This is a genomic window from Streptomyces sp. 1114.5, assembly GCF_003635085.1.
Taxonomy (GTDB): Bacteria; Actinomycetota; Actinomycetes; order Streptomycetales; family Streptomycetaceae; genus Kitasatospora.
The window spans coordinates 439,872-466,510 of sequence record NZ_RBXE01000001.1 but is presented as its reverse complement, the minus strand read 5'-3'; the positions used below and the strand labels follow the sequence as shown (position 1 = coordinate 466,510).

At 74.9% G+C, this 26,639-nt stretch carries 27 protein-coding genes; 12 read left to right on the top strand and 15 right to left on the bottom strand.

Going from position 1 to position 26,639, the window contains the following annotated elements; genetic code table 11:
• Positions 1 to 13: 13 nt before the first annotated feature.
• Entirely contained in the window at positions 14 to 814 is an 801-nt protein-coding gene (locus BX285_RS01955; RefSeq protein WP_121174299.1) for an enoyl-CoA hydratase-related protein, read from the bottom strand.
• A 299-nt stretch (positions 815 to 1,113) separates the two neighbouring features.
• Here BX285_RS01955 and BX285_RS01950 point away from each other — a divergent pair, with 299 nt between their 5' ends.
• Positions 1,114 to 1,281 (top strand): DUF3117 domain-containing protein, encoded by a 168-nt coding sequence (locus BX285_RS01950; RefSeq protein WP_014137929.1) that lies wholly within the window; start codon positions 1,114 to 1,116, stop codon positions 1,279 to 1,281.
• A gap of 136 nt (positions 1,282 to 1,417) precedes the next feature.
• Here BX285_RS01950 and BX285_RS01945 read toward each other — a convergent pair whose 3' ends face one another.
• Positions 1,418 to 2,050 (bottom strand): O-methyltransferase, encoded by a 633-nt coding sequence (locus BX285_RS01945; protein ID WP_121174298.1) that lies wholly within the window; start codon positions 2,048 to 2,050, stop codon positions 1,418 to 1,420.
• 288 nt (positions 2,051 to 2,338) lie between these two features.
• On the opposite strand from BX285_RS01945, the gene sigE reads away from it, so the two are divergent.
• The 4 genes from sigE (at position 2,339) to BX285_RS01925 (ending at position 5,604) form a co-directional block, all read left to right on the top strand.
• Positions 2,339 to 3,070: an RNA polymerase sigma factor SigE gene (gene sigE, locus BX285_RS01940; protein WP_097240025.1), complete on the top strand. Its 732-nt coding sequence runs from the start codon at positions 2,339 to 2,341 to the stop codon at positions 3,068 to 3,070.
• Complete coding sequence (locus BX285_RS01935; protein ID WP_121174297.1) at positions 3,067 to 4,086, top strand: zf-HC2 domain-containing protein; 1,020 nt, start codon at positions 3,067 to 3,069, stop codon at positions 4,084 to 4,086. Before sigE ends, BX285_RS01935 begins: the two co-directional genes overlap by 4 nt.
• A 159-nt stretch (positions 4,087 to 4,245) precedes the next feature.
• Positions 4,246 to 4,680 (top strand): sec-independent translocase, encoded by a 435-nt coding sequence (locus BX285_RS01930; protein WP_121174296.1) that lies wholly within the window; start codon positions 4,246 to 4,248, stop codon positions 4,678 to 4,680.
• Positions 4,681 to 4,935: 255 nt separating this feature from the next.
• Entirely contained in the window at positions 4,936 to 5,604 is a 669-nt protein-coding gene (locus tag BX285_RS01925; RefSeq protein WP_183106980.1) for a hypothetical protein, read from the top strand.
• Positions 5,605 to 5,697: 93 nt separating this feature from the next.
• On the opposite strand, the gene BX285_RS01920 is transcribed toward BX285_RS01925, so the two are convergent.
• The 4 genes from BX285_RS01920 to BX285_RS01905 form a co-directional block, all read right to left on the bottom strand.
• Complete coding sequence (locus BX285_RS01920) at positions 5,698 to 6,858, bottom strand: Mrp/NBP35 family ATP-binding protein (RefSeq protein WP_097236370.1); 1,161 nt, start codon at positions 6,856 to 6,858, stop codon at positions 5,698 to 5,700.
• Between the two features lie 56 nt (positions 6,859 to 6,914).
• Positions 6,915 to 7,490: a DUF1003 domain-containing protein gene (locus tag BX285_RS01915; protein WP_373560555.1), complete on the bottom strand. Its 576-nt coding sequence runs from the start codon at positions 7,488 to 7,490 to the stop codon at positions 6,915 to 6,917.
• Between the two features lie 49 nt (positions 7,491 to 7,539).
• On the bottom strand, positions 7,540 to 8,838 hold the full coding sequence (locus tag BX285_RS01910) for a magnesium transporter MgtE N-terminal domain-containing protein (protein WP_097236369.1): 1,299 nt from the start codon (positions 8,836 to 8,838) through the stop codon (positions 7,540 to 7,542).
• Between the two features lie 126 nt (positions 8,839 to 8,964).
• A complete protein-coding gene (locus BX285_RS01905; protein WP_121174295.1) occupies positions 8,965 to 9,504 on the bottom strand; it encodes a hypothetical protein in 540 nt (179 codons plus the stop codon).
• 132 nt (positions 9,505 to 9,636) lie between these two features.
• On the opposite strand from BX285_RS01905, the gene BX285_RS01900 reads away from it, so the two are divergent.
• Complete coding sequence (locus tag BX285_RS01900; protein WP_373560483.1) at positions 9,637 to 10,575, top strand: DMT family transporter; 939 nt, start codon at positions 9,637 to 9,639, stop codon at positions 10,573 to 10,575.
• 13 nt (positions 10,576 to 10,588) lie between these two features.
• On the opposite strand, the gene corA is transcribed toward BX285_RS01900, so the two are convergent.
• Positions 10,589 to 11,710, bottom strand: a complete 1,122-nt coding sequence (corA, locus tag BX285_RS01895) for a magnesium/cobalt transporter CorA (RefSeq protein WP_097236366.1) — start codon at positions 11,708 to 11,710, stop codon at positions 10,589 to 10,591.
• A 434-nt stretch (positions 11,711 to 12,144) separates the two neighbouring features.
• Here corA and BX285_RS01890 point away from each other — a divergent pair, with 434 nt between their 5' ends.
• On the top strand, positions 12,145 to 12,786 hold the full coding sequence (locus BX285_RS01890) for a suppressor of fused domain protein (RefSeq protein ID WP_121174294.1): 642 nt from the start codon (positions 12,145 to 12,147) through the stop codon (positions 12,784 to 12,786).
• A gap of 7 nt (positions 12,787 to 12,793) precedes the next feature.
• On the opposite strand, the gene BX285_RS01885 is transcribed toward BX285_RS01890, so the two are convergent.
• The 5 genes from BX285_RS01885 to BX285_RS01870 form a co-directional block, all read right to left on the bottom strand.
• Positions 12,794 to 13,654 carry a PHP domain-containing protein gene (locus tag BX285_RS01885; protein WP_097236364.1) on the bottom strand — a complete coding sequence of 287 codons (861 nt, stop codon included), beginning with the start codon at positions 13,652 to 13,654 and terminating at the stop codon, positions 12,794 to 12,796.
• Between the two features lie 101 nt (positions 13,655 to 13,755).
• A complete protein-coding gene (locus tag BX285_RS01880) occupies positions 13,756 to 14,394 on the bottom strand; it encodes a DUF6758 family protein (protein ID WP_097236363.1) in 639 nt (212 codons plus the stop codon).
• Between the two features lie 326 nt (positions 14,395 to 14,720).
• A complete protein-coding gene (locus BX285_RS37050; RefSeq protein WP_179852622.1) occupies positions 14,721 to 14,879 on the bottom strand; it encodes a hypothetical protein in 159 nt (52 codons plus the stop codon).
• A gap of 378 nt (positions 14,880 to 15,257) precedes the next feature.
• Positions 15,258 to 16,133, bottom strand: coding sequence for an alpha/beta fold hydrolase (locus tag BX285_RS01875; RefSeq protein WP_121174293.1), 876 nt, complete (start codon positions 16,131 to 16,133; stop codon positions 15,258 to 15,260).
• Positions 16,134 to 16,283: 150 nt separating this feature from the next.
• Entirely contained in the window at positions 16,284 to 18,530 is a 2,247-nt protein-coding gene (locus BX285_RS01870; RefSeq protein WP_398899396.1) for a DEAD/DEAH box helicase, read from the bottom strand.
• Positions 18,531 to 19,007: 477 nt separating this feature from the next.
• On the opposite strand from BX285_RS01870, the gene BX285_RS01865 reads away from it, so the two are divergent.
• Entirely contained in the window at positions 19,008 to 19,733 is a 726-nt protein-coding gene (locus BX285_RS01865; protein ID WP_097236360.1) for a ferritin-like fold-containing protein, read from the top strand.
• A 4-nt stretch (positions 19,734 to 19,737) separates the two neighbouring features.
• Here BX285_RS01865 and BX285_RS01860 read toward each other — a convergent pair whose 3' ends face one another.
• The 3 genes from BX285_RS01860 to BX285_RS01850 form a co-directional block, all read right to left on the bottom strand.
• A complete protein-coding gene (locus BX285_RS01860; protein ID WP_097236359.1) occupies positions 19,738 to 20,064 on the bottom strand; it encodes a hypothetical protein in 327 nt (108 codons plus the stop codon).
• A gap of 128 nt (positions 20,065 to 20,192) precedes the next feature.
• Entirely contained in the window at positions 20,193 to 20,420 is a 228-nt protein-coding gene (locus BX285_RS01855; RefSeq protein WP_097236358.1) for a DUF3107 domain-containing protein, read from the bottom strand.
• Between the two features lie 131 nt (positions 20,421 to 20,551).
• Positions 20,552 to 21,211 (bottom strand): TetR/AcrR family transcriptional regulator, encoded by a 660-nt coding sequence (locus BX285_RS01850; protein WP_097236357.1) that lies wholly within the window; start codon positions 21,209 to 21,211, stop codon positions 20,552 to 20,554.
• 220 nt (positions 21,212 to 21,431) lie between these two features.
• Here BX285_RS01850 and BX285_RS01845 point away from each other — a divergent pair, with 220 nt between their 5' ends.
• From BX285_RS01845 to BX285_RS01830, 4 genes are all read left to right on the top strand, one after another.
• The gene (locus tag BX285_RS01845) at positions 21,432 to 22,334 is read left to right on the top strand and encodes an alpha/beta fold hydrolase (RefSeq protein ID WP_121174291.1); all 903 of its coding nucleotides are present in this window, start codon (positions 21,432 to 21,434) and stop codon (positions 22,332 to 22,334) included.
• A gap of 440 nt (positions 22,335 to 22,774) precedes the next feature.
• The gene (locus tag BX285_RS01840) at positions 22,775 to 24,370 is read left to right on the top strand and encodes a glycosyltransferase (RefSeq protein WP_183106979.1); all 1,596 of its coding nucleotides are present in this window, start codon (positions 22,775 to 22,777) and stop codon (positions 24,368 to 24,370) included.
• Positions 24,370 to 25,401 carry a hypothetical protein gene (locus BX285_RS01835; protein ID WP_121174289.1) on the top strand — a complete coding sequence of 344 codons (1,032 nt, stop codon included), beginning with the start codon at positions 24,370 to 24,372 and terminating at the stop codon, positions 25,399 to 25,401. The genes BX285_RS01840 and BX285_RS01835 overlap by 1 nt, the downstream gene beginning before the upstream one ends.
• Before the next feature lie 112 nt (positions 25,402 to 25,513).
• Positions 25,514 to 26,551, top strand: a complete 1,038-nt coding sequence (locus BX285_RS01830; protein WP_121174288.1) for an NAD(P)-dependent oxidoreductase — start codon at positions 25,514 to 25,516, stop codon at positions 26,549 to 26,551.
• Positions 26,552 to 26,639 lie beyond the last annotated feature (88 nt).

Here is a 26,639-nt window from a genome sequence, read left to right as displayed (position 1 = left end):
GCCGTCAACCGTCCTAGCGGCCCACGTACTTGGGCTTCTCCTTGGCGATGAAGGCGCGCACCGCGATCCGGTGGTCCTCGCTCTCCCCGGCCAGGGTCTGCAACTCGTCCTCCTTGTCCAGGAGTTCGTCCAGCGAGTGCGAGGCGCCGTACGCCAGCGAGGCCTTGATGGCGCCGTACGCGACGGTCGGGCCCTCGGCCAGCTCGCGGGCGAAGACCCGTGCGGTGGCGGCGAGTTCCTCGGCCGGGACCACCTTGGTGGCCAGGCCCAGCTCCATCGCCTCGGCGGCCTTGACCGTCCGGGGCAGCATCAGCAGCTCGGTGGCCTTGGCGTGCCCGACGAGCCGGGGGAGCGTCCAGGAGGCGCCCGAGTCGGCAGTCAGGCCGATCCCGGCGAAGGCGGTGTTGAAGCCGGCCCGGTCGGACAGGATCCGGAAGTCGCAGGCGAAGGCGAGCGAGGCGCCCGCGCCGGCCGCCACCCCGCCGACCGCGGCCACGGTCGGCTTGCGCATCCCGGCCAGCGCCCTGGTCAGCGGGTTGTAGTGCTCGGCGACGGTCCGCAGCGCACCTTCGCCGGTCTCCTCGGCCTGCTTCAGCATCGCCAGGTGCTCGTTCAGGTCCTGCCCGACGCAGAACGCGCGCTCGCCCGCCCCGGTCAGCAGGACGGCCCGGACCTCCGGGTCCTCGGCCGCGGCGGTCACGGTGTCGCGCAGCGCGACCTTGGTGGCCACGTCGAGGGCGTTCATCGCCTCGGGGCGGTTGATGGTGATGACGGCCAGGCCGCCGTCCAGCTCGTACAGCACGGAATCGGACATGGGCGAGGGCTCCCCGGTGGTCGTCGTGGTGTCGGTGTCGTGTGCCAGGATGCCGGAGCACGCGGTGGCCTGGGGAGTGTGAGGTATCGCACCTTCCCGTACGGCCCGTACCGCCGCCACGCCGGGGCTTATGACGCGAATTGCCACGGTTGGGGGCGGTCCGGCCGAGGTTGCACCGAGAGTGATGTTGGTCATCAGCCCGTGGCATGCGGGATAATGGCTTCCGATCAATGCGTTCGATACCGGCGGTGGACGGACTGCCGGTGCGTAGCTGAGCGGTTGCAGGAAGGGGAACGAGCATGGCGGCCATGAAGCCGCGGACGGGTGACGGCCCGCTCGAAGTCACCAAAGAGGGGCGGGGCATCATCATGCGCGTTCCGCTCGAAGGCGGCGGACGCCTCGTGGTGGAGCTCACGCCTGACGAGGCCGACGCCCTCGGCGAGGCCCTGAAGAAGGCCTGCGGCTGACCGCAGCGGGTGCTCACCATCTCCTGGAGATGCGCTGCCGGGCCCGGGTACGACGTCATGTCGGCCCGGGTCCGCGCGTTTTCCGAGGCCCCGGGAAGGCCCGCCGGGCACGTCGGGAAGGCCCGACGGGCACGTCCTAACGCTTGACCGCGCAGAGCAGCCCGTCCGAGACCGGCAGCAGCGCCGGCAGCAGGGCCTCGCTCTCCCGGACGTCCCGGACCAGGTCCCGGACCGCGCCGGTCTGCGGGTCCTGCAGTTCCGGCTCGGCCAGCCGGCCCTCCTGGAAGACGCCCTCGAAGCAGACCATCCCGCCCGGCCGCAGCAGTCGCAGCGACTCCAGTAGGTACTCGCGGGACTCGGCCGGGTCGCCGTCGCAGAACACCAGGTCGTACTGCCCGTCGGCGAGCCGGGGCAGCACGTCCAGGGCCCGGCCCGGTATGAACCGGGAGCGGTTGGCCGCGAACCCGGCCGCGTGGTACGCCTCGCGGGCCAGCTGCTGGCGCACCGGCTCGGAGTCGACCGTGGTCAGGACGCCGTCCGGCCGCATCCCGCGCAGCAGGTAGACCCCGGACACCCCGGTGCCGGTGCCGATCTCGGCCACCGCCTTGGCGTCCAGGGCGGCCGCCAGCAGCCGCAGGCAGGCCCCGCCGCTCGGCCCGATCGCCCGTATGCCGGTCCGCGCGGACTGCGCCCGGGCGTAGGTGAGCACGGCGTCCTCGCCCACGTAGGTGTCGGCGAGGGCCGCGCGCGCGGGCCCGAACTCGCTGATGGCTGCCTCTTTCGGAGCCCCGGGTGGCGGCCCGGTGCCGGGGGATGTCGATATTTCCTGCCACAGATTACTGGCCGGGCGGGAACCGCGTACGGCGGCGGGCCGTTGTCATCTCGGACCGGGTACGGGAGACCTCCCGGGCACTTTTATCCGGGCTTGACGGGTGAGGTGGATATGGTGGTGGCCCTGCTGGGCAGAAGAGCCGACCGAGGAGGTGTGGCCGAGGGCGACGTCCCCGTGCGGCGGCACTCCCGCGGCACCGCGTCGGCCCGTACGCCGAAGCCCGTGATGAACCAGCCTGCGCACTCCGATCTGGACCAGCCCGCCGCCGAGACGCCGGCTGCCGGTACCACCGAGGCCCCCGCCCTCGCGACCTTCGCCGAGGGCCCCGACGCGCAGACCTGGACTCCGCCCAGCTGGGAGGAGATCGTCGAGGCGCACAGCGCCCGCGTGTACCGGCTCGCCTACCGTCTGACGGGCAACCAGCACGACGCCGAGGACCTCACCCAGGAGGTCTTCGTCCGGGTCTTCCGTTCGCTGTCCACCTACACCCCCGGCACGTTCGAGGGCTGGCTGCACCGGATCACCACCAACCTGTTCCTGGACATGGTCCGCCGCCGCCAGCGCATCCGCTTCGACGCGCTCGGCGAGGACGCGGCCGAGCGGCTCGCCTCCCGCGAGCCCAGCCCGGCGCAGCACTTCAGCGACACCCACTTCGACGCCGACGTCCAGCAGGCCCTGGACACCCTCGCCCCGGAGTTCCGCGCCGCCGTGGTGCTCTGCGACATCGAGGGCCTGTCGTACGAGGAGATCGCCGCCACGCTGGGCGTCAAGCTCGGCACCGTCCGCAGCCGCATCCACCGCGGCCGCTCGCACCTGCGCGCCGCACTCAAGCACCGTGCCCCCGGCTCGGCCCCCGGCCGTGAGCGCCGCGGCGGCTCGGAGGAGCCGGTGCCGGTCGGCGTCGGCGCGGTGGAGGTCGCGGTCGCGCCCGGTGGGCGCGGACGGAGGCGATCGTGAGCGGAACCAGCCGGTCCGGCTCGGACCGGTCGGACTCGTCCGGCCGGTCCCTGAACCGGCGGGGCTGGGCCCTGCCGGGTCGTCGCGGTACCGACGAACCCGGTGAGCCCGTGCTGCCCGCGCTGGCGCTGCCCGCCGACACGGCCCTGCACGCGCTGCCCGTACGGCCCGCCGAGCCCGCCGCAGAGGAGCACCACCTCGGCGAGCGGCTGTCCGCCTTCCTGGACGGCGAACTCGGCCACGACTCGCGCGAGCGGGTCCAGGCCCACCTGGCGACCTGCCCGCAGTGCCTCGCCGAGGCCGACGAGGGCCGCGCCGTCAAGCACCTGCTGACCGGCACCGGCACGCCCGGCCCGTCCTCCTCGCTGATGGCCCGGCTGATGGCCGTCGGCAACCTCCCCGAGGACGGCCCGGCGGACGGCGGCTGGCCGCCCGGGCACGGGCGCCGCGATGACGACGACGACCTGCCCGGCGGCGGGGTCGCCGCCACCGGCACGCTCGGCGGCAGCCGGCTCACCGGCGGCTCCTTCGGCCGCGGCGCCGGGGCCTCCTTCGGCGCGGGCGCGCTCGGCGCGGACACCCCGGTGCCCGGGGTCGACCCGCGCGCCTTCGGGCGCGGCACCGGGCTGCGGCCGCTGATGGGCCGGCGCTCCGCCCGCCCCGAGCCCACCGCCGGACCGGACCGGGCCGCCCGGCCGCAGCCGGCCGCCACCGCCGTCCGCACCCCCGCGCGGGGGCGTCGCCTGGTCTTCGCCGCGGCGGGCGCCTTCTCCGTCGCCGCGGTCACGCTCGGCAGCGTCGGCGGGCTCAGCCCGCAGGGCGAGGACCGGCACGGTACGACCGTCAGCCCGGCCGGCGGCAACGCCGGTACCGGCCGGGGCGGCCTCGTCCCGATGAACGCGCAGGTCCCGGTGGACTTCCCCGGCCGCCCGATCGCCGCGACCCGCGAGGCATCCCCGCCGTCGTCCCCGGAGCGCCCCGGCGGCGTCGCCGCCCAGCGCCAGCAGATCCGCTAGCGCCCGTCCCGGAGCGCCTCCGGACAGGCAGCCTCCCCTGGCTCGACGCACCCGGCCACCGGCAGGTCTTTACCACGGCTTCATCGCAGCGTGGACCAGGGACTCGCCGGTGGCCATTACCCTGATAGGAACCGTCGTCCGACGAGCTAGGGAGCAAAGGTGTTCAGCGACGTAGGTGGGCTGGAGATCCTGACCCTGATCGTGATGGCGATCATCATCTTCGGTCCGGACAAGCTGCCGAAGCTGATCCAGGACACCATGGGCTTCATCCGGAAGGTCCGCTCCTTCGCCGACAACGCGAAGGAGGACATCCGCAGCGAGCTCGGCCCCGAGTTCAAGGACTTCGAGTTCGAGGACCTCAACCCCAAGACCTTCGTCCGCAAGCAGCTCATGGGCGGCGACGAGGACCCACTGGGCCTCAAGGACATGAAGGACTCGCTGGACATCCGCTCCGTCCTGGACGACAAGCCGGCGGCGCCGGTGAACGGCCGCAGCGGCAGCGTCAGCTTCGAGAAGTCCGGCCCGGCGCCCGCCTCCGCCGGGGCCCCGCTAACGGCCGGCGAGCGCCCCCCGTTCGACCCCGACGCGACCTGACCGGCCCCTGACCGCCGCCTGAGCGGCACCTGACGGGGGCTCCGGTACGACGCCCCGGCAGCACGCCACCGCCCCGCCCGGCCGCCCGGCTGAGCGGGGCGGTGGCGTGTGCGCCGCTATTGTGCTGATTGTTCCCGCTGAGCCGTCCGTCACATTCCGCGCCGTCATGGCCCGGGACCGGCCCCCGGGAACGCCGCGGTACGCCACCATGGGAGCGCGCCACGGCAGGCGACGTGCGTTTGAGGAGGCCCGGGGATGGACGCGACGAGTCAGGCGGGAGGGGCGACGGTCACGGCCGGCGGCCCGGTGGTCGGCGGACAGGCCGGCCCGGCGGACCCGCTGGTGCCCTACCTGTCCGCGGACTTCCCCTGGTACGGGCTGGACGAGGGCTGGACCGGCCGCCGCTACCTGATGCAGGCCGGCGCCGGCGGCCGGGCCACGGGCAGCGTCGACTACGGCTCGCTCGGCCACGGCGACGAGCCGGCCAAGCAGTACGAGCCGCGCGACATGCGCAAGTTCGCGGCCGTGGTCACCATGGCCCGCCGGGACAGCCGCCGCAGCGCCGACAACACCGGCACCCTGGAGGCGACCTCCGCGTCCTCCGCCGCCTGGCTGGCCGGCTCCGGCCTGCTCGCCGCGACCTGGCCCGGCCAGCTGGACCGTACGCTGCGCCAGGACTGGCTGGACCAGCAGAGCAGCCTCGCCTGGGACCTCGCCGACGACCTGGCCGGCCCCGGCTGGTCCACCCTCAGCCTGCCGGTCAACGGCCTGCCGCAGCCCTTCCGCTACCGAGAGTCCGAGTACGGCTGGGTGCTGGCCGGCGAGGCCCCCGGCGTCCTGCTCGGCGCCTACGGCCGCGGTGTCAGTGCCTACGGCATCGGCTTCTGCACCGTCCCCGACCTGGCCGCCTACACCCGGCCGTAGGACCTGCAGCCGAAACGCAGGGGCCGGTGATCCGTGGATCACCGGCCCCTGCCGCTGCTCGCCTCAGCCCTGGGGGCCGAGCCGATCACCGGATCAGAACTTGTTCTTGGGCGTCAGTCCGAGCGACATCCCGGACAGCCCGCGCTGGCGGCCGCCGAGCTTGCCGGCCACCGCGCGCAGGGCGGCGCCGGCCGGGGAGTCGGGGGCGGAGAGCACGACCGGGCGGCCGTCGTCGCCGCCCTCGCGCAGCCGGACGTCGATCGGGATCGAGCCGAGCACCGGGACGGTCGCGCCGACCGTGCGGGTCAGCGCGTCCGCGACGGTCTGGCCGCCGCCGGTGCCGAAGACGTCGATCATCTCGTCGCAGTGCGGGCACGGCATGCCGGACATGTTCTCGATGACGCCGACGATCTTCTGGTGGGTCTGCACGGCGATGGTGCCGGCCCGCTCGGCCACCTCGGCGGCGGCCATCTGCGGGGTGGTGACGATCAGGATCTCCGCGTTGGGCACCAGCTGGGCCACCGAGATCGCGATGTCGCCGGTGCCGGGCGGCAGGTCCAGCAGCAGCACGTCCAGGTCGCCCCAGTACACGTCGGCCAGGAACTGCTGGAGCGCGCGGTGCAGCATCGGGCCGCGCCAGACCACCGGGGCGTTGCCCGGGGTGAACATGCCGATCGAGATGACCTTCACGCCGTTCGCCTGCGGCGGCATGATCATGTCCTGGACCTGGGTCGGCCGGCCCTCGACGCCCAGCATGCGCGGCACGCTGTGGCCGTAGATGTCGGCGTCCACCACGGCGACCTTCAGGCCGTCCGCGGCCATCGCGGCCGCCAGGTTGACCGTCACCGAGGACTTGCCGACGCCGCCCTTGCCGGAGGCGACGGCGTAGACCCGGGTCAGCGTGCCCGGCTTGGCGAACGGGATCTCCCGCTCGGGGGCGCCGCCGCGCAGCAGCTGGGAGAGCTCCTTGCGCTGCTCGTCGCTCATCACGTCGAGCTCGACCTCGACACCGGTCACGCCGGGGATCCTGCCGACCGCCTCGCGGACCCGGGTGACGATGGTGTCGCGCATCGGGCAGCCGGAGACCGTCAGGTAGACCGCGACGCGCACCGCGCCGCCCTCGGCGATCTCGACCGATTTCACCATGCCGATCTCGGTGATCGGGCGGTTGATCTCCGGGTCGTTGACGGTCGCCAGCGCCTGGCGTACGGACTCCTCCGTGACGCCGGCCGCGACCTCTGTCTCGTTGGCCATGCCTTGATGGTACGGCGCCGGGCCAACCGGTTGACCCGTCGGTAGCGTGCCGCGGATCACAGCGGCTCGGGGGCCTCCCGGCGCTCCTCGATCTCCCTGAGCAGGGACTGCAGTTCGGAACGGATGAAGTCACGGGTGGCGACCTCGCCCAGCCCGTGCCGCAGGGCCGCGACCTCGCGGGTCAGGTACTCGGTGTCCGCGATGTTGCGGTCGCTGCGGGCCCGGTCCTGCTCCATGTTGACCCGGTCCCGGTTGTCCTGGCGGTTCTGCGCCAGCAGGATCAGCGGCGCCGCGTACGAGGCCTGCAGCGACAGCGCCAGGGTCAGGAAGATGAACGGGTACTCGTCGAAGCGCACGGGCGCCGGCAGCAGCGTGTTCCACGCTATCCAGATGACGACCACCACCGTCATCCAGACGATGAACCGCCCGGTTCCGAGGAAGCGGGCGATCCGCTCGGACAGGACGCCGAAGGCCTCCGGGTCGTAGGAGGGCAGCGAGAGCAGGCCGGGCCGCTCGGTGCGCGGCTGGTCGAGCCGGGTGCGGCCGGTGCCGGTGATCGGGGCGGTGTCCGTGCGCCGCTCCCGGCTGCCCGCGCGGGTGCGCAGCTCGCGGAGCTGGCGCAGCTGCCGCAGTTCGCCCTGGAGGCGCCGGCGCGCGGAGTCGTCCGGCCTGCCGTTGCGGTCACCGTCCACCGGTCACCCCTTCCCTCTCGTCGTGCCGGGTGTCGTCGTCGGCGTGCAGCGCGACGTCGCGCCAGTCCTCCGGCAGCAGGTGGTCGAGCACGTCGTCGACGGTCACCGCGCCGAGCAGGTGGTCCATCTCGTCCACGACCGGCGCGGCGACCAGGTTGTAGGTCGCCAGGTAGCTGGTGATCAGCGACAGCGGGGTGTCCGGCGGCAGCGGGTCCAGGTCGTCGTCCACCAGCGAGCCGACCAGCACGTACGGGGGTTCGCGCAGCAGCCGCTGGAAGTGCACGGTGCCCAGGTAGCGGCCGGTGGGGGTCTCGTTCGGCGGGCGGCAGACGAAGACCTGGGCGGCGAGGGCGGGCTTGTGGTCGCGGACCCGGATCCGGGCCAGCGCCTCGGCGACCGTCGCGTCCGGCTCCAGGACGACGGGCTCGGTGGTCATCAGACCGCCGGCGGTGTCCTCCTCGTACGTGAGCAGGCGGCGCACCGGCGCGGCCTCGTCCGGCTCCATCAGCTGGAGCAGCCGCTCCGCCTCGTCGCCGGGCAGTTCGGAGAGCAGGTCGGCGGCGTCGTCCGGGTCCATCGCCTCCAGGACGTCGGCGGCGCGCTCCTCCTGGAGCTTGCCGATGATCTCGACCTGGTCGTCCTCGGGCAGCTCCTCCAGGACGTCGGCCAGCCGCTCGTCGTCCAGGGCGGCGGCGACCTCGGCGCGGCGCTTGGCGGACAGGTGGTGCATCACGCTGGCGAGGTCGGCGGGGCGCAGCTGCTCGAAGGTGGCGAGCAGGTTGGCGGCGCCCTGGTCCTGCTCGGGCAGCGCGAAGCCGGTGACGTCCTGCCAGTCCAGGGTCAGCCGCTCGCCCTTGCCCTTGCGCAGCCGGCCGGCCCGGCCGAGCTGGACGAAGACCTTGCTGATCTCCCACTCGCGCAGCCGGGTCTGCACCATGCCGACGTCCAGCACGGTGACGTCCTCAGCGGTCTTGGACCAGGTGACGGTGCGGTCCAGCAGCTCGGCGAGCACCAGGGTCTCGGACGGGCGCTGCTCGAAGCGGCGCAGGTTGATCACGCCGGTGGTGAGCACCTGGCCGGACTCCAGGCTGGTGACGCGGGTCATCGGCAGGAAGATCCGGCGCCGGCCGACCACCTCGACCACCAGGCCGAGCACGCGCGGCGGACGGCCGCCGAGCCGCAGCGAGACGACGACGTCCCGGACCCGACCGACCTGGTCGCCGTTCGGGTCGAAGACCGCGAGGGCGGAGAGGTGGGAGATGAAGACCCGGGTGCCTGGCCCTGCCATGGACTCCCTCGACTCGTTCGACGCCGTGCGTGGTGCACCGGGCACTCGCGGCCAAGGCTACCCGCGAGCGCGGGGCCCGGCCCGACGAGGCACGGTAGCGGTCACAGGAGTCCTCGGCGTGAACCTTTAACGGCGCTTGAACAGCAGTTTGGGCAGGCCGGCCGGGATCGGGCGGCGGGTGGTGGCCGGGGTGGGCATCGATTCGGCCGCGTGCGAGCCGTCCGGCATCGCGCCCGGGTGCTCGGTGAGCGCGCCGGTGGGCTCCAGCCGCAGCACCCGGCACTCGCGGGCCCAGCGCTCGGTGATCGCGTCGGTGTCGGGTGCGTTCAGCCGCTTGCCCTTGAGCTCCTCGACGGCGCCCCGCCAGGCCTCGCTCTCCGGCGCCAGCTCGACCACCCGGGCGTTCCAGCCGGTGAGCCGGCCGCCCTTGTCCTTGCTGCGGACGGTCACCACGGCCCCGGCGCCGGGGGCCAGGCCGTGCAGCGGCTGCTCGCCGCCCTCGCCGACCACCACGACCGCGCCGTCGTGCCAGGCGTGCCACAGCGCCCGGGCCTGGTCCTGCCCGTCGGCGCGCACCCAGAGCAGGCCGGACTTCTTCGCGGCCTCCTCCAGCAGGGCCTGGTCGAGGAAGGCGTCGGCGGTCGCGGCGGCGGGCGTACGGTCCATGGCGGACAGCGTACGGGTTTCCCCTCCCCTTCCGTCCGCCGAATGTCTCAGCCTCCGGGCGACAGTTCCATTACGGCGCCATGGGCCTTACCGTATGATCGCCCCGCCCATCGCGACCAGCAGAGGAGCGCCGTGCCCGCCGCCCGGCCCGCGACCGCCCCCGCCGTCACCGCCGACCCCGCCCGCACCGCCGACCCGAGGCGGACGCCGCTCCCCACCCTCGACCTGCTGCTGCTCGCCGTCTCGATCGGTGGCATCTCGCTCTCCGGCCCGCTGATCAGCGCCACCGCCGCGCCCGCACTGGCGATCGCCTTCTGGCGCAACGTCATGTCGGTCGGCGTCCTCGGCCCGTACGCGCTGCTGCGCCACCGGGCCGAGCTGCGCGGGATCGGCCGACGGGCGCTGCTGCTGGCGATCGCGGCCGGGGCGCTGCTCGCCGTCCACTTCGCGCTCTGGATGCCCAGCCTGCGGATGACCTCGGTGGCCTCCGCCACCGCCCTGGTCACCACCACCCCGCTGTGGACCATCCTGCTGATGCGGCTGATGGGCGTCCGGGCGCCGCGCCTGGTCTGGCTGGGCACGATCGTCGCCTTCGCCGGCGTGCTGGTACTGACCGGGGTCGACCTCTCGCTCTCCCCGCGGGCGCTGCTCGGCGACGCCCTCGCCCTCGCCGCCGGCCTGGCCGCGGCCGGCTACATGCTGCTGGGCGCCGAGGTCCGCAAGACCGTCAGCACCACCGCGTACACCCTGGTCTGCTACGCCACCACGGCCCTGGGCCTGCTGGTCATCTGCCTGGTCGCCGGGACTCCGCTGGCCGGGTGGCCGGCCGGGGCGTGGTGGCAGATCGCGCTCCTGATGGTCACCGCCCAGCTGCTCGGCCACTCGCTGAGCAGCCGCGTGGTGCGCAACCTCGGCCCGTCGATCACCTCCACCGCGATCCTGCTGGAGACCCCGGGCGCGGCGCTGATCGCGGCCCTCTGGCTGGGCCAGTGGCCGCCGGCGGCCGCCTACCCGGCGGTGGTGCTGATCCTGCTCGGGCTGGTCCTGGTCGCCCGCGGCGGGCGGCGCTGACCGGCGCGGGCGGTCAGAGCCAGCCGTTGCGGCGGAAGCCCCGGTACATCCCGACGCAGATCAGCGCGATCGCACCGAGCACCATCGGGTAGCCGTACTCGTGGTGCAGCTCGGGCATGTAGTCGAAGTTCATGCCGTACACGCCGGTGATCATGGTGGGCACGGCGAAGATCGCCGCCCAGGCGGTGATCTTGCGCATGTCCTCGTTCTGCGCCACCGAGACCTGCGCCAGGTTGGCCTGCAGCAGCGAGTTCAGCAGTTCGTCGAAGCCGTGCACCTGCTCGGCCACCCGGGCCAGGTGGTCGGCGACGTCCCGGAAGTACTTCTGGATGTCCTGGTCCACCAGGCGCTGCAGCGGCTCGGACAGCTGCTGCATCGGGCGCAGCAGCGGCACCACGGCGCGCTTGAACTCCAGGACCTCGCGCTTGAGTTGGTAGACCCGGCCGACGTCGGCGCTGCGGCCGCCCTTGGCCGAGAAGACGCCGTACTCGATCTCGTCCACGTCGTTCTGCAGCCGCTCGGCGACCAGCAGGTAGTTGTCCACGACGTGGTCGGCGATGGCGTGCAGCACGGCCGCGGGGCCCTTGGCGAGCAGCCCGGACTCGTCCGCGTCGGCCTCCAGGCGGTGGCGCAGCTCCTGCAGCGAGCCGTGGCCGCCGTGCCGCACGGTGATCACGAAGTCCCGCCCGGCGAACACCATCAGCTCACCGGTGTCCACCACCTCGCTGGTGGGCGTGAGCTGGTCGTGCTCCACGTAGCGGATGGTCTTGAAGACGGCGAACAGCACGTCGTCGTAGCGCTCGACCTTGGGCCGCTGGTGCGCGTGCACCGCGTCCTCCACCGCGAGCGGGTGCAGGCCGAAGCGCTGGGCGATCCCCTCGAACTCGGCCTCGGTCGGCTCGTGCAGCCCGATCCAGCTGAACGAACCGGCGCCGTCCGGCAGTTGCTGCTCGGCCTTGACCCGGCGGGCGGCCTCGCGCGGGCTGCAGGTCTCGCCCCGGCGCTTGCCGTGCCGGTAGACCGCGCAGTCCACGATGGCCGAGCCGGCGTCGTCGGTGGCGGCGTCGTACACCCCGGCCGCGCCGCGGCGGCGGTTGGTGCGGACGGCGGCGCGCAGGCTGTTGATCATCGACATGGCGGGCTCCCAGAGGCAGGAGCCGTCACACGGCGGCGTGAAGAGGAAACGTTCGGCCGCGGTACGACGGCGAAGAACACCGGTGAAGGGGGGATGAAGGTGCTCTCCCGGCCGGTCCGTCCGCCGTGGGGCCTGCGCTCGGGGCTACTACGGCTGAATCAGCCGGTCGGGCCTGCGGGGCGCGGGGTACGGAGGAGTCGGGGCCGGGCAGAGCTGCCGGTACTGCATGGTCGGCCGGTATCCACCGCAACCACCTCCTTCGCGCCGCCGCCCCGAGACGGAAGCATCCCGGTGGCCAGTCGCTCACCCTAACATCTGACCGCCCGTCGGCGACCGGGAGCCCCCAGGGGTTTCCGAAGGCTTTACGGACAGCGCGCCCGGAGCGGCTCGGCCCGACCGCAACCGGGCCGTACCCGCGGGTTACGCTCACCGGCATGGCCCACGACTTCCCGCTCTTCGGCGACCCCCACGGCGGCAGCTCCCCGGAGCTCTCCCGGGAGGCGGTGCTGGCCGCCGTCGAGGCCCGGCTGATCTCCACCTTCGGCGAGCCGAGCGGCCGGGCCGCGGTCACCTTCCTCGGCACCGACCGGATCGAGGTGCTGCGCTTCGGCCCCGACACCGAGGGCCTGGTGCGCTACGCCACGCTCGGCATGGCCGCCGCCCCGATGGCCGACCCCACCTCGCCGGTCGCCGACCAACTGCGCGGCCCGCGTGTCGAACTGGTGCTGACCGTCCGCGGCGGACGCGACAGCGTGCTGCGCAGCCTGGCCACCTTCGCCGCGACACCGCAGGTCGAGGGCCTGGTGGTGGCCCCCGGCGGCTCGCTGGACCTCGGCGCCCCGCTCTGGGAGGGCGCGCCGTTCACCTCGGTGCTGGCCGCCGAGCCGGGCGGCCTGGTCGAGGACCTGGAGCTGGCCGAGCCGGCCGAAGCGGTCCGCTTCCTGCCGCTGCTGCCGATGACGCCCAACGAGGCCGGCTGGAAGCGGGTGCACGGCGCCGCCGCGCTCCAGGAGCGCTGGCTGAACCAGGGCACCGATCTGCGCGACCCGGACCGGCGCGGCGTCCGGCTGGACTGACGCCCGCTCAGCGGGCGATCGGCTTGCCGCCGGTCGCCTGCGCCAGCAGCGCCTCGTACACCTCCGGGTCGGTGGTGTGCTCGCCGAGCCGCACGGTCTTGCGGGTGCCGTGGTAGTCGCTGGAGCCGGTGACCAGCAGGCCGAGCTCCCCGGCCAGGCCGCGCAGCCGGTCCCTGGTCTCCTCGTCGTGGTCGGTGTGGTCGACCTCCAGCCCGCCCAGCCCGGCCGCCGCGAGCTCGGCGATCACCTGCTCCGGCACGGTCCGCCCGCGCTTGACCGCGCCCGGGTGGGCGAAGACCGGCACCCCGCCGGCCGCCCGGACCAGCCGGACCGCCTCGAAGGGGTCGGTCTCGTGCTTGCGGACGTCCGCCCGGCCGCCGTTGGCCAGCCACTCGCGGGTGAAGGCGTCCGAGACGGTGGCCACCACGCCCGCCTCGACCAGCGCGCTGGCGATGTGCGGGCGCCCGACCGAACCGTTGCCGGCGATCCGCTGCACCTGCTCCCAGTCGATGTCCGCGCCGAGCTCCCGGCAGCGCTCGACGATCGCCCGCCCGCGGCGGAACCGGTCGGTGCGCACCAACTCCCGCTCGCGCGCGAACTCCGGCTCCTCGGGGTCGAACAGGTACGCCAGCAGGTGCATGCTGACGCCGTCCACGACGCAGGACAGCTCCGCGCCCGGGACGACGGTCAGCCGGGTGCCGGCGGGCAGCGCGTGCACCGCCTCGGCGGCCTCGGCGTGCCCGGCCACGGTGTCGTGGTCGGTGAGCGCCACCACGTCGAGGCCTGCGGCGACGGCCGCCGCGACCAGCTCGGCGGGGCTGTCGGTGCCGTCGGACGCGTTGCTGTGGGCGTGCAGGTCGATGCGCACGGATCGGGCTCCTGGAGGCTCGTGGGTGCCGCCAGGATAGGCCGTCCGGGCGAGCCCGCGGAGGCCGCGCAGGGCGCCGGGCGGCCGGGGAGCGCCGGGAGTCAGCCGAGCAGGCGGGGGGAGAGGGCCCCGCAGGGCAGCAGGTCCAGTTCGGCGCCGGCCTCGCGCAGGTCGGTGAGCACCAGCTCGTCGTACATCACCAGGGCGGACTGCTCGGGCCAGGCGATCGCCCAGAGCCACAGCCCGCGGGCCTCTCCGGCGAACACCGCGCGATCGGCGGGGGCGTCCGGCACGTGGAACATCGGGGTGGGCCGCCCGGCGGCCATCAGCTTGGCGTCGGCGGGCTTGTAGAGGCCGACGGAGTCGCCCGGGTCGGGCCCGGGGAGGCCGGCGTAGCGGGCACCGAGCCCGACGCCCAGCTCCTCGGCGACGAGCACCAGCTCGCCGAAGCCGCCGAGCGGCGCCGGGCCGGAGCAGGCGACGGCGGTGGCCCGGGCGCCGGAGACGTCGTCGCCGACGTGGGCGATGCCGGTGTAGAGCCAGCCGACCGGGAGCGGCCAGGGCATCCAGACGGGGACCTGCGAGCGGGCGACGGCGACACCCAGGGCCTCGACACTCGGGGGCAGGACGGGCTGCATCGGGTGCACTGCTCCGTGCCGGTCGCACTGCCAGGTGTCTGAGAACAGACCGGGGGCGCGGACCCGACCGGCGCACCTCGGGCAGCTGGGCTCGCCCCTCATAGCCGACAACGCTCCTCCCTCCGGACCGCCGCGTCAAGGACGATCACCCGTACGGAGGGCTCGGCGGCACCTGTCGGTGGCGGACGCCCGGCCGGTGTTGGGTGGGCGCGGCGCGGACGTTTCCCGTTGGGGGATGTCCCGTGGCGGGCGGCGGCAAACGTCCGGGGCCCGGGGCCGGACGCGGCCGCCCGGGGGCGGACGCACTGACGCCCCGTCATCGGCGATCGCGGTGACGGGGCGTCAGTCTGGTATCGGAACGTCCGGATCGGACGATCCCGGCTCGTCGGCGGCGGGTGAGGGCTCCCGGTCGGAGCGGCCGCGCGGGGTCAGACGGTCGGGCACGGGCGGATGAGCAGGCGTTCGCCGGTGCGGGCGGCGGCCTGGACGTGCTCGCGCACGGTGGCGGCGTCCGCGATCACGCGGTCGGTGGCGGAGCCGTTGACGTCGTCCAGTCGGACGATCTCGAAGCGCATGGTCTTCGTCATGGGCGTCTCCCTTCCTGTCCCCGCGGGGCGGGGCGATTGCGGCTGAGTCGGTATCAGCCCTTTCGGGTTCTTGCGGGTCCGGCGGATCGGCCGGGCCGGGCGGGGCGTACGTGCGGCGCTCTGCTGCGGCAAGGGCTCCCCCTGCTTGCCTGGTGCGTCCAGTGCCTCGTGAACCACGGTGTCGTGGCGGTGCTACCGGGCCGTTGCCCGTCCGTGAAGGTCAGGTTTCGGGTGGTGCGCGTCGGCGCAGCGGCCGGCGATGATTCCCGGACAGAATCAAAGATTACCGTAACTAACGAATTTTGTCCTGCGTTGAAGCCGGTCGAGGTTCGAGAAGTGGTGCAGACCACTCCCGGGAGGGCGTGCGGCGGGGGCCGATCAGGCCCAGAACGCGGCCAGCGCCTCGGCGGTCTCGGCCGGCTTCTCGGCGTTGGGGGAGTGGCCGGCGTCCGCGACCACCACCCGGCGGGCGCCCAGCCGCTCGGCCATCGCGGTCTGCTCCGGGACGGGCCAGGCGTAGTCCCGCACCCCGGACAGCACCAGCACCGGCAGCCCGGCAGTGGCGGCGGCCAGCTCGTCCACGCGGTCCGGCGCCGCGATCAGGTGGCCGCCGGTGACCGACAGCGCCCGCGGCACCCCGGCCACCCAGCGGCGGTGCAGGAACGCGGCGACGGCCGGGTCCAGGTGCGGCCGCGGCTGCCCGCTTTCCGCCTCCATCTGCCGCATGACCTGCCAGATCTCCTCCAGGCCCAGCACCTGCAGGGCGTCCAGCAGCAGCTTGGTGCGGGCCGCCTCGGCCGGGTCGATGGCTCCCGGCCCGGTGGACACCAGGGTCAGCGACCGCCACGGCAACGGGCCCTGCGCGGCGGCGGCGATCACCGCCTCGCGCACCACCTGGCCGCCGAAGGAGTGCCCCAGCAGGTGCAGCGGCCCGCCGTCCGCCGCCAGCACCTCGGTGAGCGCCCGGACGTCCGCACCCAGCGCCCCGACGGTGTAGGCCTCCGGATCGTCCGGCCCGCCGGTCTCGTACTGGCCGCGCTGGTCCACGGCCGTCACCCGGTACCCGGCCGTCGCCAGCGGCTCCAGCAGTCCGATGAAGTCCTCCTTGCTGCCCGTGAACCCCGGCACCAGCAGCGCCGACCCGCGCACCGGCCCGTCCGGCTCCGCCCGCAGCGCCGCGAACTCCCCGCGCCCGGTCACCACCCGCTCGGCCCGCGCACACCCGGGCAACCTCACAAACGGCGGCGTGCTCATGGGCTTTTCTCCCTGCTCTGCTGCGACCCGCGACTCGTCGGACGCCTCCGAGCCTAGGGCCTGTCGTCCCTGGTGGCGGTGGCGGGAACGCCCGAGGGGGCGGGCCGGGCCGGGTGGCCTGGCTCGCCCCCTCGGGGGAGACCGGAAGGGTCAGCTCTCCGGGGTGGCCTCCGGAGTGGCGGCGGCCTTGCGGGCCCGGGTGCGCTTGCGCGGGGCCGGCACCTCCGCGGCGGCCTCGGCAGCCGGGGCCTCCGGGGCGGTCTCCGCGGTGGCGGCGGCCTTGCGGGTGCGGGTCCGGGTGGCCGGCTTCTTCTCGGCCGGGGCGTCGGCGGCCGCGGCCTCGACCGTCTCGACGGCCTCGGCCTTCGGCTTGCGGGCCCGGGTGGCGCGCTTCTTGGCCGGCGCCTCGGTGGCGGCGGCCTCGACGGCCTCGACCGTCTCCACGGCCACGGCCTCGGCCTCGGCCTTCGGCTTGCGGGCCCGGGTGGCGCGCTTCTTGGCCGGCGCCTCGGTGGCGGCGACCTCGACGGCCGCGACAGCCTCGACGGCCTCGACCGTCTCCACGGCCTCCGCCTTCGGCTTGCGCGTCCGGGTGCGGGTCCGGGCGGCCGGCTTCTCCTCCGCCGGAGCCTGCGCGACGACGGCCTCGGCGACGACAGCCGCCGCGACGATCGCCTCGGCGGCCTCGACGACCGGAGCAGCCTCGACCGCGGCCGCGGTCTCGCCCGCAGCGCCGCCGCGCGAGCGGCGACGGCGACGGCGCGGCGCGGCCTCGCCCTCGGTGCCCTCGACGGCCGGAGCCGCCACGGCGGCCCCTGTCACGGCAGCGGCCTCGCCCTCGCCGACCGACGCGCCCCCACGGGTGCGGCGACGCTCACGGGTGCGGCGCGGCTTCTGCTCCTCGGTCTCGGCCGGGGCGGCGGCACCCGGGCGGCCGGAGCCGTCCTTCGGGCCGCGACCGCGACCGGCACGGCCACCGCGGCCGCCGGTCTCGCCGAGGTCCTCGACCTCCTCCGCGCCGAGGCCCGCCCGGGTCCGCTCCGAGCGCGGCAGGACACCCTTGGTGCCCGGCGCGATCTTCAGCAGCTCGTACAGGTGCGGCGAGGTGGAGTAGGTCTCCTCCGGGTCGTTGAACGACAGGTCCAGCGCCTTGTTGATCAGCTGCCAGCGCGGGATGTCGTCCCAGTCGACCAGGGTGACGGCGGTGCCGGAGGCGCCGGCCCGGCCGGTGCGGCCGATCCGGTGCAGGTAGGTCTTCTCGTCCTCGGGGCACTGGTAGTTGATGACGTGCGTGACGCCCTCGACGTCGATGCCGCGGGCGGCCACGTCGGTGCAGACCAGCACGTCGACCTTGCCGTTGCGGAAGGCCCGCAGGGCCTGCTCGCGGGCGCCCTGGCCGAGGTCGCCGTGGACGGCGCCGGCCGCGAAGCCGCGCTGGGTCAGCTGGTCGGAGACGTCGGCGGCGGTGCGCTTGGTGCGGCAGAAGATCATCGCCAGCCCACGGCCCTCGGCCTGCAGGATGCGCGAGACCATCTCGACCTTGTCGAGCGAGTGGGCGCGGAAGATGTGCTGCTCGGTGTTGGCGACGGTGGCGCCGGTGTCGTCCGGGGCGGTGGCCCGGATGTGGGTCGGCTGGCTCATGTACCGGCGGGCGAGGCTGATCACCTGGCCCGGCATGGTGGCCGAGAACAGCAGGGTCTGCCGCTTGACCGGCAGCATGGTGATGATCTTCTCGACGTCGGGCAGGAAGCCCAGGTCGAGCATCTCGTCGGCCTCGTCCAGGACCAGCGCGCGGACCTTGGACAGGTTCAGCTTCTTCTGCCCGGCCAGGTCGAGCAGTCGGCCCGGGGTGCCGACCACGATGTCGACGCCCTTGGTGAGCGCCTCGACCTGCGGCTCGTACGCCCGGCCGCCGTAGACGGCGAGGACGCGCACGTTGCGCACCTTGCCGGCGGTCTGCAGGTCGTTGGTGACCTGGGTGCAGAGCTCGCGGGTCGGGACGACGATCAGCGCCTGCGGGAAGTCGGAGAGCTGCTCCTCGGTGGCCCGGCCGGCGTCCACGTCGGCGCGCACGATGGCCCGCTCGATCAGCGGGAGGCCGAAGCCGAGGGTCTTGCCGGTGCCGGTCTTGGCCTGGCCGATGACGTCGTGGCCGGTCAGCGCGACCGGGAGGGTCATCTCCTGGATGGGGAAGGGATGGACGATGCCGACGGCCTCCAGGGCCTCGGCGGTCTCCGGGAGGATCCCGAGGTCCCGGAAGGTCGTCTTGATGGGTTCAGCGGTGGTGGACAGGGTGCTGCCTCTTCCGTGTGGAGGGGCCGAGAGCGAGCGGCGGGCGGGCAGCCGCGCGGCTGCGTACGGGCCTGGGCGGCCCTGATGACAGCTGCGCGGACGCACAACCGCGCCGGTCCCTGCGGCCGGCCGGTGCGCGCTGCCCTGATGCGGGGCGCGTCGCCGGCGGCGTCGGGGAGGATTCCCTTGAGGGACCTGCGCGGGACCTCCGCCATGGGGCGTGGTCTCGGCGGCCCTCGCTCGGCCACTGATGCGGTGCCAAGGCTTGAAGTCCAAGCCATGGTCGGAGCCGATCGGCTCTCCGACCGGGCATCCGCGTACGTGAGTCCCCGTGCCTCCGGTGCGGAGTCGTCCGGCTGGACGGTGCCGCTTGGGAGCGGGCTTGCGCGGGGTACCGAGACGGCGGTGACACCGTGCAAGCACGACGGGGCTCCGTACCACCATACAGTCAGGCGACGACTCGAACACGTGACGCGTCTGACATCGCCCCTGGCGACGGGTGCCCGAGCAGGCGATTCGGCAGGTCACCCGGGTGCGGCAGGTGGTGGGGGAGCGGGGTGTACGGGACTAAGCTGGCGGGCCATGGAGACCCATGGTGAGACGCAGGACGCGGCCGGCTCGATCGGCGACTGGGCCGCGTGCTCGGCCGACCCCGGTTACCGGGCGGCGGTGCTGGATCTGCTCGGTGCGCTCGCGTACGGCGAGCTGAGCGCCTTCGAGCGGCTCGCCGAGGACGCCAAGCTGGCGCCCGACCTCGCCGACAAGGCGGCCCTGGCCCGGATGGCCTCCGCCGAGTTCCAGCACTACCAGCGGCTGCACGACCGGCTCGCCGAGATCGGCGCCGACCCGCAGGAGGCGATGCGCCCCTTCGTCGAGCCGCTGGAGCTGTTCCACCGGATGACGGCGCCCTCGGACTGGCTGGAGGGCTTGGTCAAGGCCTACGTCGGCGACGCCATCGCGACCGACTTCTACCGCGAGGTGGCCGTCCGGCTGGACGACGACACCCGCGACCTGGTCCTCGGCGTCATGTCCGACACCGGCCACGCCCAGTTCGCCGTCGACAAGGTGCGCGAGGCGATCGAGGCCGACCCGCGGGCCGGCGGCCGGCTCGCGCTGTGGGGCCGGCGGCTGATGGGCGAGGCGCTCAGCCAGGCCCAGCGGGTCGTCGCCGAGCGGGACGCGCTGTCGAACATGCTGGTCGGCGGCGTGCAGGTGCAGGGCTTCGACCTGGTCGAGGTCGGCAAGATGTTCAACCGCATCACCGAGGCGCACACCAAGCGGATGGCCGCCCTGGGCCTGGCCAGCTGAGGCCCTACGCCGGCCGGTGCCGCCGCGGTGCGCGGTGGGCGCCGGCCCGGTGCGGGTGGTGCCGGTGCGCCGGGGCGCGGCCGGCCGCGAGGTCCGGCCGGGCCAGCAGCGAGGTGAGCACGCCCGAGGCCAGCGCCGCGGCCGCGACCGACACCGCCGGGTACCGCCCGTCCAGGCAGAAGTGCGCGATCACCCCGCCCGCCAGTGCCGCCCCGAGCGCGGTGCCCACGGTCAGCGCGCGGGCCGCCCGGAAGTACGAGGGCAGGGCCAGCAGTGCGGCCCCGGCCGTGACCAGGCCGACGAGGGCGAAGGCGATCGACTCGACCAGCAAGAGTGCCTCCCGGGGACGGGCTTGCGGCACCGGCGCCGCACCCCTCGCCGTACCCCGGCCGACCCGGCCGTACACGCAGCGGTGCCCCGCTCCCTGACGGGAACGGGGCACCGGAACGACCGGGCGCCTCAGAGGGTGCCGAAGCCGACCTTGCGAACGGCCGGCTCGCCGATCTCCACGTACGCCAGGCGCTCGGCCGGGACGATGACGCGGCGGCCGTGCTCGTCGGTCAGCGTGAAGAGCTTCTCCGAGCCCTCCACCGCCTTCGCGACCGCGCTCTGGACCTCATCGGCAGTCTGCGAGCTCTCGATCACGATCTCGCGCGGCGCGTTCTGCACGCCGATCTTGACCTCCACGGCTTCCGTCCCTCCGGGGTTGCAGCCTCCACGCACGGGCACCGAACCGCCTGGGACAAGCGTTCGCGGCGACCGCGCCGTACGGCTTCACCATAGAGCACCGGATCACCGGCCAGGCGAAGATCGGGGGATCACCCCTGGTGGGCGGCCTCACCGGGGTGCTCGCCCGGGTGCATCGGGAAGCCCTTCAGACCGCGCCAGGACAGGCTGGCGACCAGCCGCACCGCCTCGTCGCGCGGGATCTCCAGACCCTGCGAGAGCCAGTACCGGGCGGTGATCTGGGCCAGGCCGCAGACCCCGGCGGCGAGCAGCTTGGACTCCGCCTCGGGCAGGTCGGTGTCCTCCTGGATCACCTTGCTGACCAGCGTCGCGCTCGCCTCGGAGGCCCGCTCGACCCGCTCGCGCACGGCGGGCTCGTTGGTCAGGTCCGACTCGAAGACCAGCCGGAAGGCGCCCGACTCGCTGGAGACGTAGTTGAAGTACGCCTCCATGGTGTTGGCCACCCGCTGCTTGTTGTCGCTGGTCGTCGACAGCGCCTCGCGGGTCGACTCGACCAGGGCGTCGCAGTGCTTGTCCAGCAGCGCCAGGTAGAGCTCCAGCTTCCCGGGGAAGTGCTGGTAGAGCACCGGCTTGCTCACCCCGGCACGGTCGGCGATGTCGTCCATGGCGGCCGCGTGGTAGCCGTGCGCGACGAACACCTCCTGGGCGGCACCGAGCAGTTGTTCACGGCGGGCGCTTCGCGGCAGGCGGGCACCGCGCGGGCGCTCCTGCGCCTCCTGGATGGCCGTCACGGCGCTCCTCACTTCGGGTCTGTTCGGGGCTGGCAAGATGGCCGATTCTACTTTTCGGTAACCACGCCCGCGTTCGGCGAAGGCGAGTAAAGCTGGTCGGCCTGGTTGTCAGGAGCCCACAATACGGCGCTGACCTCGGCCTCGGCAGTGGTGTGACGAGGGACGGGACGAGCGGACCTCCCCGGGCCTCCCTGGGCCGGGCTCACTACCATCGTCCACCATGAGCAGCGCTGAGCAGCAGGTACGTACGGTCGAGGTCCCCGGGGCGGTCCTCGCGGTGCACCGGCCGGCCCCGGAGGGCCCCGCGGACGGCCGCGAGCCGGGCCTCTTCGTGCACGGCCTCGGCGGCTCGGCGGCCAACTGGACGGCCCTGATGGACCGGCTCTCCGGACTCGTCGACGGCGAGGCCGTGGACCTGCCCGGCTTCGGACGCTCGCACCCGCCCACCGACGGCAACCTCACCGTCTCCGGCCACGTCCGGGCCGTGATCGGCTACCTGGAGGCCTCCGGCCGCGGCCCGGTCCACCTGTTCGGCAACTCCCTCGGCGGCGCGGTCGCCGTCCGGCTGGCCGCGCTCCGCCCGGACCTGGTGCGCAGCCTCACCCTGGTCTCGCCCGCCCTGCCCGAGCTGCCCCCGCAGCGCTCCGCCTGGCCGACCGGACTGCTCGCGGTGCCCGGGGTGCCCGCGCTGCTGCGCCGGCTGTCCGCGAACGGGCGCGACGCCGAGGCGGCCACCGAGGACCTGCTGCGGCTGGTCTACGGCGACCCGGGCAGCCTGACCCCGACCGCCCGGGCCGAGGCCGTCGCCGAGTACCGGCGCCGGCTGGAGGTGCCGCACGCGATGCAGGCGCTGGTCGGATCGGCCCGCGGCATCGTCTCGGCGTACACCGAGCGCGGCGACCAGGCGCTGTGGCGGCAGGCCGAGGCGGTGACGGCGCCGGTGCTGCTGGTGTACGGGCTGCGCGACAAGCTGGTCGGCTACCGCTCGGCCCGCCGGGCCTGCGCCGCCTTCGCGGACGCCCGGCTGCTGGTGCTGCCGGAGTCGGGGCACGTGGCGATGATGGAGCACCCCGACGAGGTCGCCCGGGCCGTCCGGGAGCTGATCGCGCACACGGCGGGCTGATCACGCACCGGAGGAGCATCAGGAGGCGTACCCGGAGGCGTACCGGAGGCGCATACCGCGGGCGGCCCCGTATACCGCCCGGTAACGGCCCGGTTCGGGCCGAGGTCACGGGGTTTCACTCGTTCAGGTGGCAGCCAGGCATGTGACCGATGGATTGCCCGGGGCCGGTCCTACCTTTCTGCTGTCGGACCGAACAGGTGTGGGGGCGACGCGGCCGCCGGAGGAACCGGAGGACGGCCGCGGCCGGAGGTCCCGGCGGATCGGGCCCGACCGCCGGAGCGGGCGGGCGCCCGGGCGGTGGTCCGGTGGCGCGGCCCCGGCCGTCCGGCCGTCCCCGCCGTCGTGCGGGGGCTCCCCCGGCCGCTGCCCGGGCCGCCCGGCCCGTCCGTCGATCCGTCCCGTGATCCGCCCGCGAATCCGCTCTGCCCTGGAGGTCTCCCGTGCGCGTTGCCCTGCTCACCGAGGGTGCCCCTGCGCATCCCCAGCGTGGCACCGGAGGCTGGTGCGACCGGCTGGCCGCGGGCCTGCCGGAGCACGAGTTCGAGCGGTACCCGCTGACCGGCCCGCAGGGCCCCGGCGCCGCCGGACAGGCCCTGGCGCCGTGGGGGCGCCGGCCGGGCGGGCGGGCGCCGGGAGCGCTGCGCAGACGCCAGTACGCCGCGGCGTACGAACACCTGGTGCGGGCGCTGGTGCTGCCCGCGGAGCGGGCCGGCTTCGGGCCCGGGCTGTACCGGCTGGCGCTGCTCGCCCGGGAGGACGGCAGGCTGCCCGCCTTCCTGGCCTCCGGGCACGCCCGCCGGATCCTGGAGCGGGCCTGGCGGCTGCCCGGCGCGGACACCTCGGCCGGGCAGCCGCTGGTGCGCGACGTGCTGGTCGCGGCCGAGCTGCTGGAGCAGTGCCTGCGGCCGCTGGCCGCGCCCTGGTACGGCACCGGGCCCGGCGGGCTCGGCGCGGCCGACCTGTGCCACGTGGTCGGCGGCGGTCTCGCCGCGCTGCCCGCCCTGGTGGCCCGGCACCTGCACGGGGTGCCGTTCGTGGTCACCGAGCACCGCCTGCACCTGCGCGAGCAGTACCTCGGTGGCTGGGCCGGGAGTCACGCGCCGTACCGGTGGCCGGTACGGGCGCTGCTGCTGTCCTTCTTCCGGGCGCTCACCGAGGAGACCTACCGGCAGGCCGCCGTGCTGACCCCCGGCAGCGCCCACGACCAGCAGTGGCAGCTGCGCTGCGGGGCCGACCCGGCGCGCACCCGGGTGGTGTACGAGGGGACGCCCGCGGTGGACCGCCCGGCCGCCGGTCCGGAGCCGGCCACGCCGACCCTGGTGTGGGCGGGCGCCCTGGAGCCTGGCCGTGACCCGGAGTCGGCGCTGCACGCCTTCGCCCGGGTCCGCGCCGAGCTGCCCGGAGCCCGCCTGCTGGTGTACGGCGAGGAGACGGCGCCCGGCCACCGGTCGCACTGCGCGGCGGTGGCCGAGCGGCTGGGGGTGGCCCCGGCGGTGCACTTCGCCGGCCGGCCCGGCGAGCTCGCCGCGGTCTGGGAGGCGGGCACGGTGGCCGTCTTCTCGGCGCTCTCCCAGCGCGGCCCCCGACTGCTCGCGGACGCGATGCTCAGCGGCCGGGCGGTGGTGTCCACCGACGTCGGGGTGGCCCGCGAGGTGGTCGGGCCGACCGGGCTGCTGGTGCCCGCCCGCGACCCGCGCGCCCTGGCCGGCGCTTGCCTGGCGCTGCTGCGCGACGAGGAGCGGCGCGCCCGGCTCGGGCTGGCCGGACGGCTGCGGGCGCAGGAACGCTTCGCCATCGAACCGCTGGTCGCCGCCTTCCGGGAGATCTACCTGGAACTGGTCTCCCAGTACCCCGCCTTCCCGGGAGCCGGGGGCGGGCCGGTGCCGCGCCCGTTCGCCCGGCCCGCCGAGTACTGGCTCACCGACGGCCCGCGGGAGCGCCGGGGCGCCACCCCGCAGGACGCGGGCGGCGCCGCGGAGGACGCGGACGGCGGCGACGGCGCCCGGGAGCCGGCCGCGCTCGCCGAGGCCGTCTGATGTCCGGCGGACCGGCGCTCGGCAGCAGCGCGGACCCGGTGCGGGAGGTCATGGCGCAGCACCGGAAACTGTGCGAGCGCGCCGTCGACCCGCTGGAGATCGCCGCCGGGCTGGAGGAGGCCGGGCTCGGCCCGGACGCCGCCGCCCGCTGTCGGCACGCCGACCTGTTCTCGCTCGCCGAGGAGCTGTACGCCCGGGTGCCCCGTCGCCCGCCGAATCCCGGGCCGGTACGGCCGCAGCGACGCGGGGCCGATGCCCGGCAGGCCCTGGGCGCGGCCGCGCTGGCCGTGCTGCCCTGCGCGGGGGTGGTCGCGCTCGGCGCCCGCCGGCCGGTGGTGGCGGCCGCCGCCGTCCTGCTGGTGTTGCTGCCCGCGCTGACCGCGCCGCCCCCGGCCGAGCCCGGCGGGCGGGCCGGCCCGCGGTACGGGCCCGCCGCGCTCGGGTACGGGCTGGGGCTGGCCGGGCTGCTGCTGGTCCCCGCGGTGGTGCCGGCCGGGGACCGGGCGCCGGGGGCCGCGCTGGTGCCGGCGGCGGCGCTGTCGGTCGGCTCGGCCGAGCTGGTGGCCCGCTGGTACCGGCGGATCGGCTGCGGCCACCTCGACGCGGCGGGCACCCTGGCCGAGTTCCGGGCCCGGATGCGGCCGGTGCTGCCGGTGGCGCTCGCCCTGCACCTGGCGGTGCTCGCGGTGCTGAGCTACGCCGCGCTGGCCGTGACGGCGATGCTGGCCCCGGGCCCCGGGCCGGGCCACGGCGGCGGGCTGCTGCAGCTGGCGGCCGAGCGGGCCGGCCCCGGGCGGTGGGCGGCGCAGGGCGTGCTGGGCCTGCTGCTGGTGCTGCCCGCGGTGCTGGCGCACTGCGGCCGGAGGACGGCCGCCGCGCTGGGCGCGGTGGCCGGGGCCGCCGCGACGCTCGGGCTGCTCGCCCTGGGCCGCTCCCTGCCGTCGGCCCTGCTGCTCGGCGGCGGCGCCGTCGCGGTGCTGCTGGCGGCGTACGCCTGGGCGGTGCTCGGCCGGGCCGGCTCGCACCGCTGACCCCTCGTGACCGCTCGTGACCGCTCGTGATCCGCGTTCCCCGTTCCGTCCGTTCGTTGATTTTCAGTCCGCCAGGTCGTCCCCGACCTCGCTTCGTGGAAGGACGCCCCCGATGAGGGTGCTGCTGCTGGGCGCCGACGGCTTCATCGGCCGCCGGGTCACCGACCGTCTGCTGATGGACCAGGAGTTGCAGGTGACGGTGCTCGGCCGGCGCGACTCGGCCGACATCCGCTTCGACCTGACCACCGGGAGCCCGGGTGCGCTGGCCCGGTTCCTGGACGCGGTCGCGCCGCAGGTGGTGATCAACTGTGCGGGCGCCACCTACGGCAGCTCGCGCACCCTGATCCGGTCGAACACGCTGGCCGTCGCGACGGTCTGCGAGGCGATCCGGCGCAGCCGGGAGCCGGCCCGGCTGGTGCACGTCGGCTCGGCCGCCGAGTACGGGCCGGTGCCCGGCGGGGTGCCGGTGTCCGAGCAGGCCGAGCCGCGGCCGGTCGGCCCGTACGGGGTGTCCAAGCTGGCGGGGACGGAGCTGGTGCTGGCCTCCGGCCTGGACGCGGCGGTGCTGCGGGTGTTCGACGTGGTGGGGCCGGGGTCGCCGACCGCCTCGCTGTTCGGCCGGCTGGCCGAGGGGCTGCGGCGGGCGCTGGAGCGGGACGAGGGCCAGGTGCGGATGCCGGACCTGTCCGGATACCGGGATTTCGTGGACGTGCGGGACGTCGCACGGGCCATCCAGGCGGCCGCGGTGTCGGCCGCCACCGGGGTGATCAACATCGGCAGCGGGCACGCCGTCCGGGCCCGGGACGCGGCCCAGCTGCTGGTGCGGGCCTCGGGCTTCGAGGGGTCGATCGTCGAGGAGAACCGGCAGGTCCTGCTTCCGGCGCAGGTCGGCGGGGCGGGCGGCGACCACGGGCCGGGGCACCACCACCAGCCCGGCCCGTACCTGCCCGGTCACCGGGCGGAGGGCCACCGCGGGGACGGCCACCGCGCGGAGGGCCTGCGGCCGGAGGGCCGGGTGGTGTCGGGCGAGCCGGTGCCGTGGCGGCAGGCGGACGTGCGCACCGCCCGGGACCGTCTCGGATGGCGGACACAGGTGCCGCTGGAGGAGTCGCTGGGGGACGTCTGGCTGGAGACGGCCTGCCGGGTCTGAGCGCGCTCCGGGGGTGTCGCGGGCCCGTGGAGCAGCGGCCCGCGGCGCCTTTCGGGGCCCGCTGGGCGGTCCCACGATCCGGCGTCGC